The organism is Pseudomonas azerbaijanoccidentalis (genome assembly GCF_019145495.1).
GTDB lineage: Bacteria > Pseudomonadota > Gammaproteobacteria > Pseudomonadales > Pseudomonadaceae > Aquipseudomonas > Aquipseudomonas azerbaijanoccidentalis.
In genome coordinates this window covers 164,350-178,910 of sequence record NZ_JAHSTU010000007.1, presented here as the reverse complement: position 1 = coordinate 178,910, position 14,561 = coordinate 164,350, and the positions used below count along the sequence as shown (strand labels likewise).

General features: G+C 57.4%; 17 protein-coding genes. 14 read left to right on the top strand and 3 right to left on the bottom strand.

All coding sequences use genetic code 11. The annotated features are described in order from the left end of the window. Nucleotides 1–5: 5 nt before the first annotated feature. Nucleotides 6–923: a putative 2-dehydropantoate 2-reductase gene (locus tag KVG88_RS22080; RefSeq protein WP_217872758.1), complete on the bottom strand. Its 918-nt coding sequence runs from the start codon at nucleotides 921–923 to the stop codon at nucleotides 6–8. A gap of 142 nt (nucleotides 924–1,065) precedes the next feature. On the opposite strand from KVG88_RS22080, the gene KVG88_RS22075 reads away from it, so the two are divergent. Together KVG88_RS22075 and KVG88_RS22070 are read left to right on the top strand one after the other, a co-directional pair. After that, entirely contained in the window at nucleotides 1,066–1,551 is a 486-nt protein-coding gene (locus tag KVG88_RS22075; RefSeq protein WP_217872757.1) for a YajQ family cyclic di-GMP-binding protein, read from the top strand. 134 nt (nucleotides 1,552–1,685) lie between these two features. Then, on the top strand, nucleotides 1,686–2,528 hold the full coding sequence (locus KVG88_RS22070) for a mechanosensitive ion channel family protein (RefSeq protein ID WP_150703033.1): 843 nt from the start codon (nucleotides 1,686–1,688) through the stop codon (nucleotides 2,526–2,528). A gap of 233 nt (nucleotides 2,529–2,761) precedes the next feature. Here the strand turns inward: KVG88_RS22070 and KVG88_RS22065 are convergent, their stop codons facing one another. Continuing rightward, nucleotides 2,762–4,102 (bottom strand): OprD family porin, encoded by a 1,341-nt coding sequence (locus KVG88_RS22065; protein WP_150703034.1) that lies wholly within the window; start codon nucleotides 4,100–4,102, stop codon nucleotides 2,762–2,764. Between the two features lie 916 nt (nucleotides 4,103–5,018). On the opposite strand from KVG88_RS22065, the gene KVG88_RS22060 reads away from it, so the two are divergent. Further along, complete coding sequence (locus KVG88_RS22060; RefSeq protein WP_150703130.1) at nucleotides 5,019–5,441, top strand: HIT domain-containing protein; 423 nt, start codon at nucleotides 5,019–5,021, stop codon at nucleotides 5,439–5,441. Between the two features lie 3 nt (nucleotides 5,442–5,444). Beyond that, a complete protein-coding gene (locus KVG88_RS22055; RefSeq protein ID WP_077045694.1) occupies nucleotides 5,445–5,651 on the top strand; it encodes a SlyX family protein in 207 nt (68 codons plus the stop codon). A 60-nt stretch (nucleotides 5,652–5,711) separates the two neighbouring features. On the opposite strand, the gene KVG88_RS31240 is transcribed toward KVG88_RS22055, so the two are convergent. After that, the gene (locus KVG88_RS31240) at nucleotides 5,712–6,314 is read right to left on the bottom strand and encodes a cold-shock protein (protein WP_056852666.1); all 603 of its coding nucleotides are present in this window, start codon (nucleotides 6,312–6,314) and stop codon (nucleotides 5,712–5,714) included. Nucleotides 6,315–6,622: 308 nt separating this feature from the next. Here KVG88_RS31240 and KVG88_RS22045 point away from each other — a divergent pair, with 308 nt between their 5' ends. The 10 genes from KVG88_RS22045 (at nucleotide 6,623) to tolQ (ending at nucleotide 14,542) form a co-directional block, all read left to right on the top strand. After that, the gene (locus KVG88_RS22045; RefSeq protein ID WP_150703035.1) at nucleotides 6,623–7,093 is read left to right on the top strand and encodes a Dps family protein; all 471 of its coding nucleotides are present in this window, start codon (nucleotides 6,623–6,625) and stop codon (nucleotides 7,091–7,093) included. A 267-nt stretch (nucleotides 7,094–7,360) separates the two neighbouring features. Next, entirely contained in the window at nucleotides 7,361–7,699 is a 339-nt protein-coding gene (locus KVG88_RS22040; RefSeq protein ID WP_150703036.1) for a ribbon-helix-helix domain-containing protein, read from the top strand. Between the two features lie 135 nt (nucleotides 7,700–7,834). Then, on the top strand, nucleotides 7,835–8,056 hold the full coding sequence (locus KVG88_RS22035) for an FmdB family zinc ribbon protein (RefSeq protein WP_007977333.1): 222 nt from the start codon (nucleotides 7,835–7,837) through the stop codon (nucleotides 8,054–8,056). 98 nt (nucleotides 8,057–8,154) lie between these two features. Then, complete coding sequence (gene aspS, locus KVG88_RS22030) at nucleotides 8,155–9,930, top strand: aspartate--tRNA ligase (protein ID WP_150703037.1); 1,776 nt, start codon at nucleotides 8,155–8,157, stop codon at nucleotides 9,928–9,930. Nucleotides 9,931–10,058: 128 nt separating this feature from the next. Beyond that, on the top strand, nucleotides 10,059–10,805 hold the full coding sequence (locus KVG88_RS22025) for a YebC/PmpR family DNA-binding transcriptional regulator (protein WP_217872756.1): 747 nt from the start codon (nucleotides 10,059–10,061) through the stop codon (nucleotides 10,803–10,805). A gap of 148 nt (nucleotides 10,806–10,953) precedes the next feature. Continuing rightward, nucleotides 10,954–11,478 (top strand): crossover junction endodeoxyribonuclease RuvC, encoded by a 525-nt coding sequence (gene ruvC / locus KVG88_RS22020; protein ID WP_150703039.1) that lies wholly within the window; start codon nucleotides 10,954–10,956, stop codon nucleotides 11,476–11,478. A gap of 113 nt (nucleotides 11,479–11,591) precedes the next feature. Beyond that, nucleotides 11,592–12,200 carry a Holliday junction branch migration protein RuvA gene (gene ruvA, locus KVG88_RS22015; protein WP_075945444.1) on the top strand — a complete coding sequence of 203 codons (609 nt, stop codon included), beginning with the start codon at nucleotides 11,592–11,594 and terminating at the stop codon, nucleotides 12,198–12,200. Then, complete coding sequence (gene ruvB / locus KVG88_RS22010) at nucleotides 12,201–13,262, top strand: Holliday junction branch migration DNA helicase RuvB (protein WP_056852660.1); 1,062 nt, start codon at nucleotides 12,201–12,203, stop codon at nucleotides 13,260–13,262. Between the two features lie 127 nt (nucleotides 13,263–13,389). Next, entirely contained in the window at nucleotides 13,390–13,857 is a 468-nt protein-coding gene (gene ybgC, locus KVG88_RS22005) for a tol-pal system-associated acyl-CoA thioesterase (protein WP_150703040.1), read from the top strand. Beyond that, nucleotides 13,847–14,542: a protein TolQ gene (gene tolQ / locus KVG88_RS22000; RefSeq protein WP_075945442.1), complete on the top strand. Its 696-nt coding sequence runs from the start codon at nucleotides 13,847–13,849 to the stop codon at nucleotides 14,540–14,542. Before ybgC ends, tolQ begins: the two co-directional genes overlap by 11 nt. Nucleotides 14,543–14,561 lie beyond the last annotated feature (19 nt).

Below are 14,561 nucleotides of genomic sequence, written 5' to 3'. Positions count from 1 at the left end.
GCTGCTCAGTCGCTGGGCAATCCAAGGCTGTGCAGGCGGGTGATCAGGCGCTGTTGCAGCTGGTTGAGGTGCGGCAGGTTGAGTTGATGCCGCGCGGCGACTTTGCAGGCATGGCCCAGCAGGTAACTGATTTCGGTGCGGCGCTGGTTGCTCACGTCCTGGTACATCGACGAATAATTGGCAGCGGTGGCGTGAATGACCCGTTCGACTTCCTGTTGCAGGTTTTCGGCCGCCGCCGGCTGACCGCAGCGCTCAAGCAGCTCGGTGAGTTCACCGCAGAGGGTGGCAACTTCGCAGTGGTGATCCTGCAAACCGCCATTGCGGCAGTCGTGCAGCACCGTCAGCGGGTTGATCGCGCAATTGAGTGCCAGTTTTCGCCACAGCCGAGTGAGTATTTCGGTACTCCATTCGTGGGGAATGCCGGCGCTGTTCAAGTCCTCCAGCCAGATCGGCGCGACGGGATGACTGGCATCACCCAACCACGTAAACCCATGCCCGGCGAACACCACGCGCCAGTCGCCGTCGCGAAAAGCGCCTTCGGTGCTGGAGGCATAAATGCAGCGAGCCTGTGGCACCTGCGCCGCTACGGCGTCCTGGCTGCCCAGGCCGTTCTGTAAGAGGATCAGCTCGGCCCCAGGCGCCAGGCGTGGCGCCAATTTCGCCACAGCGTGTTCAGCGTCGTAGGCTTTGCAGGCCACCAGCAGGCGATTGATCGGCTCTTTACTGTCGGCTGTTTCGGCAGGCACCGGGTAGTGCTGCGCTTGGCCATGCTCGACCAGTGTCAATCCGCCAGCCGCTTCATAGGCTTGCAAACGCGTGTTGTCGCGCAGGATCAGCCGCACCGGCACGCCGGCCCGCGCCAGACGAGTGGCCCACAACGTGCCGAGACTGCCAGCGCCGAGGATATGCCAGGTGGTGGACATCAGCTTTTTGCTCTGTTTGACGCGCGCATGGACAGCTCGCAGTGAATGATGGGAAAGACCCGTTATAATCAGCGCGGATTTTTACCGCAAGCCAGGTGTGCTCCCTCTTGATTGAGCGCCCCCTATTTATTGGAGAGATTACATGCCGTCGTTCGACGTGGTATCCGAACTGGACAAACACGAAGTCACCAACGCGGTCGAGAACGCCGTCAAGGAACTCGATCGTCGCTATGACCTGAAAGGCAAGGGCAGCTTCGAGTTCAAGGAAAAAGACCTGACCGTCAACCTCACCGCTGAAGCCGATTTCCAGCTCGAAGCGATGATTGAGATCCTCAAGCTGGCCTTGGTCAAGCGCAAGATCGACGTACAGTGCCTTGAGGTCAAGGATGCATTCGCGTCGGGCAAGCTGATGAAGCAGGAAGCCGTCCTCAAGGAAGGCATCGACAAAGAGCTGGCGAAGAAAATCGTCGCTCACGTCAAAGACGCCAAGTTGAAGGTGCAGGCCGCCATTCAGGGTGAGCAAGTGCGCATCACCGGCAAGAAGCGTGACGACCTGCAGGAAGCCATCGCTGCGCTGCGGGGCAAGGAATTCGGCATGCCTCTGCAGTTCAACAACTTCCGCGACTGATTCGCACGCGGGAACCTCTCGGCGTTTTCGGCGTCCGAGGCCCAAGCAACGGCAGGAATGATTGATCCGGACAGGGTCGGTCTTTCTGCCGCTATTTTTCGCGTGCCGGATAGCCGCAAATCAGGAGAACGTACATGGACTTGAATGCTGAAGTAGACAACCTGGTCAAGGCGTCCCAAGCCTGGATTCCAATGATCATGGAATATGGCAGCCGCGTGTTGTTGGCAGTCATTACCCTGGCCATCGGTTGGTGGCTGATCAACAAAGTGACGCAGAAGCTCGGCGGCCTGATCGCATTGCGCAATGCCGACCTGGCGCTGCAAGGCTTTATCAGCAGCCTGGCCAATATCATTCTGAAGGTTCTGCTGATCGTCAGCGTGGCGTCGATGATCGGTGTGGAAACCACCTCATTCGTGGCGGCAATTGGTGCGGCGGGTCTGGCCATTGGCCTGGCCTTGCAGGGCAGCTTGGCGAACTTCGCTGGCGGCGTGCTGATTCTGTTGTTCCGTCCGTTCCGCATTGGTGACTGGATCGAAGCCCAGGGTGTGGCCGGTACGGTCGACAGCATCCAGATTTTCCATACTGTACTGCGTACGGGTGACAACAAAACCATCATCGTGCCAAACGGTAACCTGTCGAACGGCATCATCACCAACACTAACCGTCAGCCGACCCGTAAGGTGGTGTTTGATGTGGGTGTTGATTACGAAGCGGACCTGCAAAAGGCCCGTGAAGTGCTGCTGGAGCTGGCCAAGGACCCACGGGTTCTGACTGATCCGGAGCCTCAGGCAGTGATTTCTACCCTGGGTGACAGTTCGATCACTGTTTCGCTGCGTGTATGGGTTAAAACTGCGGATTACTGGGATGTGATGTTCATGTTTAACGAGCAATCCCGTGATCGATTGAAAAAGGCCGGTATTGACATTCCCTTTCCACAGCGAGTAGTTCGTGTGGTTCAGGAAGCCGCAACGCAGTAAGGCCACTTCAATAGTTATTGCTGAAAATGCCTGGTGGCAAAGAGCCCAAGAGCTGAATAGTCTCTTGGGCTTTTTTATGACTGGTCATTCAGTTCATCTGAAAAAGTTCTAATGTTATGAAATGAAGTTGGTTGCCTCGCGTATTGATTATGTGGCAGGCATAAAAAAACCGCCCACCTGATGAAGAGGTGGGCGGTTTTTAGATCTACAGTACTGCCAGTCTTACACCCGGATTAGAGGATGTTCAGTGGGTACTCGATGATCAGACGGGTGTCGTAGTTGTCGCGGGAGTAGTTCTGGTACGCACCGTTTGCACGGTAGTTGGCGAAACGCGCACGGAACGACAGGTCTTTAGCAGGACCTTCCTGAACCACGTACTTGGACTCGATGTTCCACTCGTTTTCTTTACCTTCGCCGGCGTTGTCAACCTTGATGTTGTTACCCATTACGTATCGGGTCATGAAGCTCAGACCAGGTACACCGTAGGTAGCCATGTTGATGTCGTAGCGAGCTTGGTAGGATTTCTCCTCGCGGCCCACGAAGTCGGAGATCTGAATGGAGTTGGATACGAAGATGGTGCTGTTACCGTCAACGCCGTAGTAGTAAGCGTTGTCGCCGCTCGACTGCTGGTAAGCCAGAGTGAACTTGTGGGCGCCGATGCTGTAAGCAGCAGCCAGGGACCACAGGTTGTTGTCTACGCCAGCGACGCCGTCACCGCCATCTTCAACAGAACCGAGGGCCATAACCTGGTCACCACGATCATCGCCTTTGGTTTTGTAACCGTTCAGGTCGAAGTTCAGGGACTGATCATCATTGATCGGCAAGGTGTAGTTCAGGTTGACGTAATACTTCTTGAAGTAGTCTTCAGCATCCGACGCAGCGAAGGCACCGGTGAAGTTGTCAGTGAAGGCGTAGCTGGCACCGAAGATGTTGATGCCGTTGCTCAGGCCTTTACCGTGGTTGCCATCTTCATCTGGCAGACCGCCGATGCTGTCACGAGCCATGCCGGTTTGGGCGCTCAGTGCGGTGAAGCGACCAGCGCTCAGTTCCAGACCTTTGATCTCTTTGGAAGTGATCAGGGTACCGGTAGCCACTTCTGGCAGCATACGGCTGTCGTCGGTTGCGAACACTGGGCTGGCAACGAATTGCTGACCGTACTTCAGGACGGTATCGGAGAGGCGGAGTTTAACTGCACCACCGACCTTGCCTTGGGATTTTTCTGGGTTGTTGTCGCTGTCTACAGCGAACAGGCCGTTACCGCGGTGGCCCGAGCCGCCGTCCAGTTTGACCGAACCCATTGCCATGGCATCGAGACCGAAACCAACAGTACCTTGAGTGAAGCCCGACTCGTAAGTCAGCAACTGGCTCAGACCGGAGTCCTGACGATAGCCGGAGTCTGCGTTGTTACTTGCACCGTTTTTGTAATCGCGGTTCATGTACTCAAAGCGGGTTTTCAGTTTCAGGCTCTGGTCGCCGAAGAAACCCTTGGATTCTTCCTGGGAAGATGCCATTGCGAACTGCGAGGTGCCTGCGGCAACTGCCAGTGCGATCATGCTCCACTTCATCACGCGCATCGTGATTTGCTCCTTTGGTTTTTAGAAGAGTACTGCCGTCCCACCTGTTTTATTATCTGGGCGGCTCTTTCTTTTTGTGTCGGCGCAAACTTATATCACGCCGACAATGTTGGCGATACTTGCGCATCTAACCTTTCAGCTTCTTTACGACCCTGTCGCTAACAGCTTGCTAGATGTCGCAAATTTACAGCCCCGATGCAACCGGAGAGACAACTTCAGCGCTGTTTTGCTGGGGTTGAGCATCGGTAAAAAGAGTCCCTGGTGAAACGTTTGAATCTCCATCGGGCTACCCTGCCACTGTTTTATTTAGTCTCAAGGTTCCCGCTTCCAGCGGTGCCTTATAGACGATGTGGGTGTGAATGCAACAAGCGTGCACAAATCAGAAATCCATGAATATTTTTTTCTGACGTGCTGCGTGGTGCCGTAAAAACCTCATAAAACCGGGGGTCTCATCCTGTCGGGTGGAGGGGTTGACGCCATCCGTCCCTTGGTGTTGACCAACCTGTTACCGCCGCGTGACAACCAAAAACGTTACCGGTTCACCCCGCCGTTGAGTAAATGGCGGATATGCGAAGTGCTCAGCGTAGACGTGCTGTGCGGTTTTGGTGCAAAAAATTTTATTCGCTGTACTGAATCCATACAGCTTGGCGGATCTCCAGGCATGAACAGGTCGACGTCTTTCGGTCATTCCGGCGCATTTTTCGGGGCGGCTGGTCCGGTATTGGTGCGTTTTGTCGAGAAGTGTTTCATCTCGGGGCGCAGTGGCGGCCATTATTAGAACCTCAACTGACTTGCGGCCATGGTTCGTCGTGAAGCCGGTGACGTTCGCAGGTATGCTGCCGTCCAGTCGCTTGGTGCGCGATCCCTCGGGAGGGGCGCTAAGCTGAAAATTGATGACCTGGCGGGAGTGCGCGCAGTGTTCGCTTTAGATCCACGACTTCAACAAGACACGCTACCGATCGGTGATTTCCCGCTATGCCGGCTGCTGTTGTCCAACGACTCGAACTATCCCTGGTTCATCCTGGTGCCTCGTCGCGACGATATCAGCGAGTTATTTCAGTTGGATGTCGCCGATCAGTTGCAACTGTGGCAGGAAACGACCGCGCTGGCCGAGCTGCTGAAGGACTTGTTCGACGCCGATAAACTCAATGTTGCGGCGCTGGGTAACGTGGTCAGCCAGTTGCACATGCATGTGATTGTGCGCAAACGGGACGACGCCGCCTGGCCCGCGCCTGTCTGGGGCAAGCACCCGGCCAAGCCCTACAGCGCCGAGCAGGTCGCGGCAATTCGTGAGCGCTTGCGCTTGGTGCTGACCGACATCACGTTCGTGGAGGGTTGAATCATGAGCCTGGAAGATCGCGTTACCGATCTGGAGAGTCAGCTGGCGTTTCAGGATGACACCATCCAGGCGTTGAATGATGTGTTGGCGGCGCAGCAGCGGGCCGTCGAGCGTCTGCAACTGCAGATGGCGGCGTTGCTCAAGCGTCAGGAGGAAATGGCCGGCCAGTTCGAGACTTTCGAAGAAGAGGCACCGCCGCCGCATTACTGAAATGCAGGCAATAAAAAACCGCGAGCAGCCAGGCTGTTCGCGGTTTTTTTACGCTTGGAATCAGCGTCGAGGCAGAGCGGCGATCACATCTTCGGCTTGCAGGCCTTTGTCACGATTCATGACGGAGAACTCCACGCGCTGGCCTTCGACCAGGACGCGATGACCTTCACCGCGAATGGCCCGGAAGTGCACGAAAATATCGTCGCCGGAGTCGCGGGAAATAAAGCCGAAGCCTTTGGAGGTGTTGAACCACTTGACGGTGCCGGTATCGCGGTTGCTCATGTCGTAGCTTGGCGAGGCGGCAGCTGGTGACGATTTGTAGAAACTGATGGCCAGGTGCAGAAAAACTGCAACCAGGGCGGCGACCAGGCTGAACAGAACGGCAGGTTGACCGGCGATGACGGGCATCGGGGCGATCAGCGTCAGGGTTTGCAGAACGACAGCCAGAACCAGCAGGGCGCTGACCAGGTTTTGCAATTGATGACGCGGGCCTTTGTTCCAGTAAGGGATGACAGGTGCGAGGGTGAGGTTAAGCAGGCCGAAAAAGGCCAGGTACAGGGCGTCGGGTTGTTGCAGGTAAGGTACGGCTTCGGATCGCAGGCTAGGGATGAAGGACAGCAGCAAGGCCGCTGCACCTATTAGCAGGTGGACGATTTTCAACATTTTGATTGACTCACGTTAAGACGGCTCACAAGGAAGAGCTGACGAGGCACGGTTCGCTTCAGAACAATGGGAGGCGTTGGACACGTACCCGATATCAGCCTATGCGCAGCACCCGGAAAAATAGGCACCCACGACACGCTGTCTATTTAACAGCAAAGCCGCAGGCTACTCAAATCAGGGCGTCCAGCGGTGTAACGGAGGCGATTTGTCGCGGGTCCATGGACGATCCAGGGCTGCGATGCGGCAACAGGCTTGCTAGAGTGGTCCTGCACCTGTTGGATGAATTTCATCACCTTTAGGGGAAAAACATGGCAATTGATATCGGTATCAGTGAAGAGGATCGCAAGTCCATCGTCGACGGACTCTCCCGTCTGTTGTCGGACACGTACGTGCTTTATTTGAAAACCCATAACTTTCACTGGAACGTCACCGGGCCGATGTTCCGGACTTTGCACCTGATGTTCGAAGAGCAATACAACGAGTTGGCCCTGGCGGTCGATTCGATTGCCGAGCGGATTCGCGCACTCGGCTTTCCAGCGCCCGGCGCCTACGCCGTTTACGCACGCCTGTCCTCCATCAAGGAGGAGGAAGGTGTGCCGGCTGCCGAAGACATGATCAGGCAGTTGGTCGAAGGCCAGGAAGCGGTAACACGCACCGCCCGCGGTATCTTTCCGTTGCTGGACAAGGTCAGCGACGAACCGACCGCTGACTTGTTGACCCAGCGCATGCAGGTCCACGAGAAAACTGCGTGGATGTTGCGCTCTCTGCTGGACCAGTAAACCCTGGCGCGCGAATGACACTTTGTTGAGTGTTGTTCGCGCGTTTGTCTTTTTTTCCTCGAAACGTCCCTGTTTGTTGAGCGAGCTTTCGCTACTAAAGGTAGGAAAAGCTCCGGAGTAGGACGCGCTCCATGATCTCCCTTTGTTTGTTGGCTTCTCCTACGTAGATGGGCAAAAAGTCGTCTGGATATAGCGTGGGCCTCGCGGTTCTATAAGCAGGCTTATTGCGCTTATGGAAGCCAGGGATGACAAAGGAGTGTCAACGTTATGGTTTATGGAGACAGGCGAAACGAAGGGAAGGGAGGGGCGGTAACTGGCATCAGAATTGACCCGTTTGTCAGCGAATTCGATATGGGGTTGGTTCAGCCGTTATCCCGCTCGGTGCGTTTGAATGGCTTTGCCACCTGTCTGCGACTTGAACAGGTTTACTGGGATATTTTGGCCGAAATGGCCAGGGTCAATTGCTGCTCGGTCAGCGCGCTGTTGTCCTATCTGGATCGCGAGGTGCATTTGCGCCATGGCGGGGTGAAGAACTTCAGTGGGTTGGTGCGGGTCGTCTGCGTCGTGCACAGTCTCAAGGAGGGGAGTTGCATGGTCATGGCTTAGCTGTGGCGTGGAAAAGGCAGTGTGTCGATCTGTGCAGTCTTACGGCTGCACAGGCTGCATTTAATGGATATAATCCCGCTCTTTGCCGCAAAACCCAGCGTGTGCGGTAGCAATCTGATCGCCGAGACAACCCCCATGCCGATGTACGACTATCAATGTGCTTCCTGTGGTCATCAGTTGGAAGCCATTCAAAAGATCAGCGATGCACCGCTGGTCGACTGCCCTGCCTGCCAGGCGCCAGAGCTGAAGAAGATGCTGTCCATGCCGGGTTTCCGCCTCAGCGGCACTGGCTGGTACGAGACCGATTTCAAGACCGGTTCCAAGAAGAATCTGGCCGGCGGCGACAAAGCTGACTAGGTTTAGAGCCTGACTTGAACGACACGCGCGAGCCCTTGCACCTGATGTGCGCGAGGGCTGCAACCGAATTTCGAATTACGAGAAGTGAAACCACTACCATGATGCGCAGCCATTATTGCGGCCAACTGAACGAAAGCCTGGAAGGCCAGGAAATTACCCTTTGCGGATGGGTTCATCGTCGCCGTGACCACGGTGGGGTGATTTTCCTCGATATCCGTGATCGTGACGGTCTGGCCCAAGTGGTATTCGATCCGGATCGCGCCGAGAGCTTTGCCGCCGCCGACCGCGTGCGCAGCGAATTCGTTGTAAAGATCACCGGTAAGGTCCGCCTGCGTCCGGCCGGTGCCACCAACGCCAACATGGCGTCGGGCATGATCGAAGTCCTGGGCTACGAACTGGAAGTGCTGAACGAGTCGGAAACCCCGCCGTTCCCGCTGAACGAGTTCTCCGACGTCGGCGAAGAAACCCGTCTGCGTTATCGTTTCCTCGACCTGCGTCGCCCGGAAATGGCCGAGAAGCTGCGTCTGCGTTCGCGCATGACCACCAGCATCCGTCGCTTCCTGGACGAAAACGGCTTCCTCGACGTCGAGACGCCGATCCTGACCCGTGCTACGCCGGAAGGTGCGCGCGACTATCTGGTGCCGAGTCGTACTCACGCCGGTTCGTTCTTCGCACTGCCGCAGTCGCCGCAGCTGTTCAAGCAACTGTTGATGGTGGCCGGTTTCGACCGTTACTACCAAATCGCCAAATGCTTCCGTGACGAAGACCTGCGTGCCGACCGTCAGCCGGAATTCACCCAGATCGACATCGAAACCAGTTTCCTCGATGAAAAAGACATCATGGGCCTGACCGAAGCCATGATCCGCAACCTGTTCAAAGAAGTGCTGGATCTGGAGTTCGGTGATTTCCCGCACATGACCTTCGAAGAAGCCATGCGCCGCTACGGTTCCGACAAGCCAGACCTGCGTAACCCGCTGGAACTGGTGGACGTGGCCGATCAGCTCAAGGAAGTCGACTTCAAGGTGTTCAGCGGCCCGGCCAACGACCCTAAATGCCGTATCGCTGCCCTGCGCGTACCTGGCGGCGCGAGCATGCCGCGCAAGCAGATCGACGACTACACCAAGTTTGTCGGCATCTACGGTGCCAAAGGCCTGGCGTACATCAAGGTCAACGAGCGCGCTGCCGGTGTTGACGGTCTGCAGTCGCCGATCGTGAAAAACATCCCGCTGGAAAACCTCAACGCTATCCTTGATCGCGTGGGTGCAGTTGACGGCGACATCGTGTTCTTCGGCGCCGACAAGGCCAAGATCGTCAGCGAAGCCCTGGGCGCGCTGCGGATCAAACTGGGTCACGACCTGGACCTGCTGACCTGCAAGTGGGCACCGATGTGGGTCGTCGACTTCCCGATGTTCGAAGAGAACGACGACGGCAGCTTCACCGCCTTGCACCACCCGTTCACCGCACCGAAGTGCACCCCTGCAGAGCTGGAAGCCAACCCGGCTGGCGCTCTGTCCCGTGCCTACGACATGGTATTGAACGGTACCGAATTGGGTGGCGGTTCGATCCGTATCCACCGCAAAGAGATGCAGCAATCGGTGTTCCGTCTGCTGGGCATCAACGAAGCGGAACAGGAAGAGAAATTCGGCTTCCTGCTCGACGCCCTGAAGTACGGTGCACCGCCGCACGGTGGCCTGGCCTTCGGTCTGGACCGTCTGGTGATGCTGATGACCGGCGCCCAGTCGATCCGTGAAGTGATCGCCTTCCCGAAAACCCAGAGCGCGGCAGACGTCATGACGCAGGCTCCGGGCCAGGTGGACGCCAAGGCATTGCGCGAATTGCACATTCGTCTGCGCGAAACGCCTAAAGCCGAGTAAGGCTGGCTTGAAGGGCGCATCTGAGGATGCGCCCTTTCTTTATAGATGATGCTGTTCAAGATTTTTGTTTGCCGGCCGGCGCGACTCAGCGCGGCGGGCAATGTTTCAAAGAGAATTCGGAGCGAGATATGGCAGGTCATTCCAAGTGGGCAAACATCAAGCACCGCAAAGAACGTCAGGATGCCAAAAAAGGCAAGATCTTCACCAAGTGGATTCGTGAGCTGACTGTCGCGGCCCGTCAGGGTGGCGGTGATCCAGGTTCCAACCCGCGTCTGCGCCTGGCGTTGGACAAAGCCCTTGGCGCGAACATGAGTCGCGACATCATCGACCGGGCAGTCGCCCGTGGTGCCGGTGCGGCTGATACCGACGATATGGTCGAGCTGACCTACGAAGGTTACGGCCCGGGCGGCGTAGCGGTGATGGTCGAGTGCATGACCGACAACCGTAACCGCACCGCGGCTGCCGTTCGCCACGCGTTCAGCAAGTGCGGCGGCAACTTGGGCACCGACGGTTCGGTGGCCTACCTGTTCGAGCGCAAGGGGCAGATTTCCTTCGCCGCTGGCGTCGATGAAGACGCCCTTATCGAAGCCGCCATGGAAGCTGACGCCGATGACGTGGTGACCAACGAAGACGGTTCCATCGACGTGTTCACCTCGTTTGCCGGGTTCTACTCGGTGCGTAATGTGCTGGAAGCCGCAGGCTTCAAGGGCGACGACGCTGAGATCGTCATGCTGCCGACCACCAGCGCCGAACTGGATCTGGAAGGCGCCGAGAAAGTCCTCAAGCTGATCGACATGCTCGAAGATCTGGACGACGTGCAGAACGTTTACTCCAACGCGGATATTCCGGAGTCGGTCGCCGCGCAGCTCGGTTGATGATCGCTAAAAAGATCGCAGGTTTCGGTACGCTCTCCTGTAGGAGCTGCCGAAGGCTGCGATCTTTTGATTTTAAACGCTAAAAGATCGCAGCCTTCGGCAGCTCCTACAGTACCCTCAGTGATCGCATCAAGTTTGCGCAGGCGTTATGACTTTAATTCTTGGTATCGACCCCGGTTCGCGTATCACCGGTTATGGCGTGGTTCGTGATACCGGGCGTGGCTGCGAGTACGTGGCTTCCGGTTGCATCCGTACCGGCGCCGGCGAGTTGCCCGAGCGCCTGCAGATCGTCTACCGCGGTGTGCGCGAGATTATCCAGCTGTACAAGCCGGTCACCATGGGCATCGAAAAGGTATTCATGGCCCGTAACGCCGACTCCGCCCTGAAACTGGGCCAGGCCCGTGGCGCCGCCATCGTGGCGGGGGCTGAAGAAAGCCTGGAGATCGCCGAGTATTCCGCGACCCAGGTCAAACAGGCCGTTGTCGGCACCGGCGCCGCTAACAAAGAGCAGGTACAAATGATGGTCATGCATATGCTGAAGCTGACCAGCAAGCCACAAATCGATGCCTCGGATGCCCTGGCCATCGCCATTTGCCACGCTCACACCCGTTCCAGTCTCCTGCCCCACGGCTTAGGGACGGCACGCAGTCGTGGCGGGCGCCTGCGTCTCTGATAGCATCAGCAATCATTTTTCTGGAATGAGGGTTTCGCGCCTGTATTGTCGGCCCGATCCCTTGCTCTGTCAGTCGCTGGCCTCGGGCTGGCCAACGCTCAAGGATCTGTAACGTGATTGGACGCTTGCGCGGCACCCTGGCTGAAAAACAGCCGCCGCACCTGATTCTGGATGTAAACGGTCTGGGGTATGAGCTGGAAGTACCGATGACCACGCTTTATCGCCTGCCGTCGGTCGGTGAGCCGCTGACCTTGCACACCCATTTGGTCGTACGCGAAGACGCGCAGTTACTCTATGGCTTTGTCGGCAAACGTGAGCGAGACTTTTTTCGCGAGTTGATTCGTCTCAATGGTGTGGGGCCGAAACTGGCCCTGGCCTTGATGTCGAGCCTGGAAGTCGACGAACTGGTGCGTTGCGTACAGTCCCAGGACACCTCGGCGCTGACCAAGGTGCCGGGAGTGGGCAAGAAAACCGCCGAACGCCTGTTGGTTGAACTCAAGGATCGCTTCAAGGCCTGGGAAACCGTGCCGGCGATGTTCGCCCTGGTGCCGAACCAGCCGGACGGCCCTGCACCGGTCAATACTGCCGAAAACGACGCGGTCAGCGCGCTGATCTCCCTGGGCTACAAGCCGCAGGAAGCCAGCAAAGCGATTTCCGCGATCAAGGAGAAAGACTTGAGCAGTGAAGACATGATTCGTCGTGCCCTGAAGGGAATGATCTAAGTGATTGAAGCTGATCGTCTGATCGCCGCCACGGGTGGGCCCCGTGACCGCGAGGAAGTCCAGGACCGGGCCATCCGCCCTGTCAGCCTGGCTGAATACATTGGCCAGCCGACCGTTCGCGAGCAAATGGAGTTGTTCATCCAGGCCGCCCGTGGCCGTAACGAATCCCTGGATCACACGCTGATCTTTGGTCCGCCGGGCCTGGGTAAAACCACGCTGGCCAACATCATCGCCCAGGAAATGGGCGTCTCGATCAAAAGCACCTCGGGGCCGGTCCTTGAGCGTCCCGGTGATCTGGCGGCGCTGCTGACCAACCTGGAGCCGCACGACGTATTGTTCATCGATGAAATCCATCGCTTGTCACCGATTGTCGAGGAAGTGCTGTATCCGGCGATGGAGGATTTCCAGCTCGACATCATGATCGGTGAAGGTCCGGCCGCACGCTCGATCAAGCTCGATCTGCCGCCATTCACCCTGGTTGGCGCAACGACGCGGGCCGGGATGCTGACCAACCCGTTGCGAGACCGTTTCGGGATCGTCCAGCGTCTGGAGTTCTACAACAACGCCGACCTGTCGACGATTGTCAGCCGCTCGGCAAGCATCCTTGGTTTGCCGCTGGACCCGGAGGGTGCCTTCGAAATCGCCCGGCGTGCCCGTGGCACCCCTCGAATCGCCAACCGATTGCTGCGTCGGGTACGTGACTTCGCCGAAGTGCGCGCCAAAGGCCACATCACCAAGCCGATTGCCGATCTGGCGCTGAACCTGCTGGATGTCGACGAGCGTGGCTTCGATCACCAGGACCGGCGTCTGCTGTTGACCATGATCGAGAAGTTTGATGGCGGGCCTGTCGGGGTGGACAGCCTGGCGGCGGCGATCAGTGAAGAGCGCCATACCATCGAAGATGTGCTGGAGCCGTATCTGATCCAGCAGGGCTATATCATGCGCACGCCGCGCGGGCGGGTGGTGACACGTCACGCCTACCTGCACTTCGGTTTAAACATTCCGTCACGATTGGGCGAGATGCCCGTGGTAGACGAGTTCCTTGATGCCGTAGACGATTAATTAACATTTGCGGGCTGATTTTTCGGGCATTGTGCTGTCCTAGGACCGTACTTTCGCGAGAAAGCCGCAGAACAATGAAAAACAGTTGCCTGGCCGGATTGGCAACCTGAGGAGTAAGCACTAGAGTATGCGCGCGCAAAACGGGCTTGAGCCTTTCGCACATCGTTGTCGCGTTTATTACGAGGACACCGATGCGGGCGGCATCGTGTATTACGTTAATTACCTCAAGTTTATGGAACGGGCTCGAACCGAGCGGCTACGAGAGCTGGGCTTTGCCCAATCGCAGCTGGCAGGGGAGGACCTGTTGTTCGTCGTGCATTCCAGCGAAGCGCGCTACCACGCGCCGGCGCGACTGGACGACGAACTGCTGGTAAGCGCTGAAGTAATCGAATTGAACCGTGCCAGCCTGCGCTTCAAACAGCAGGTCAGGCGGGCCACGGATGATGTGCTGCTCTGCGAAGGGCAGTTTTTGGTGGCCTGTGTGCGCACTGACAGTTTAAAACCCCGGGCCATTCCCGAAGCTCTACGAGCGGCCTTTGCCGACGTAAGCGGCGCGGGTAAACACTCAAAGCAGGAGATAAAGCGTGGAAGCTAACGTCGTCGACCATTCCTCCATGTGGAGCCTGGTCAGCAATGCCAGTATCGTGGTGCAACTGGTAATGCTGACCCTGGTAGCCGCATCGGTGACCTCATGGATCATGATCTTTCAGCGCAGCAACCTGCTGCGTGCCGGTCGACGTGCCCTGGAGAGCTTTGAAGAGCGCTTCTGGTCGGGTATCGACCTGTCCAAACTCTACCGCCAGGCCGGCAGCAACCCGGACCCTGATTCGGGCGTCGAGCAAATCTTCCGCGCCGGTTTCAAGGAGTTCTCCCGTCTGCGCCAGCAGCCAGGCGTTGATCCTGAAGCGGTCATGGAAGGCGTGGCCCGTGCCATGCGCGTTGCCATTTCCCGCGAAGAAGAAAAGCTTGAGCAAAGCCTGCCATTCCTCGCCACCGTCGGTTCCGTGAGCCCGTACATCGGTCTGTTCGGTACCGTGTGGGGCATCATGAACTCCTTCCGTGGTCTGGCGACCGCGCAGCAAGCGACCCTGGCCACTGTGGCCCCGGGTATCGCCGAAGCACTGATCGCCACCGCGATCGGTCTGTTCGCCGCCATTCCTGCGGTAATTGCCTACAACCGTTTCGCCGCTCGCAGCGAAACGCTGATCGGCCGTTACTACACCTTCGCCGATGAATTCCAGGCGATCCTGCACCGCAAAGTGCACACCAGCGAAGAATAAGCAGGTAATTTCCAATGGC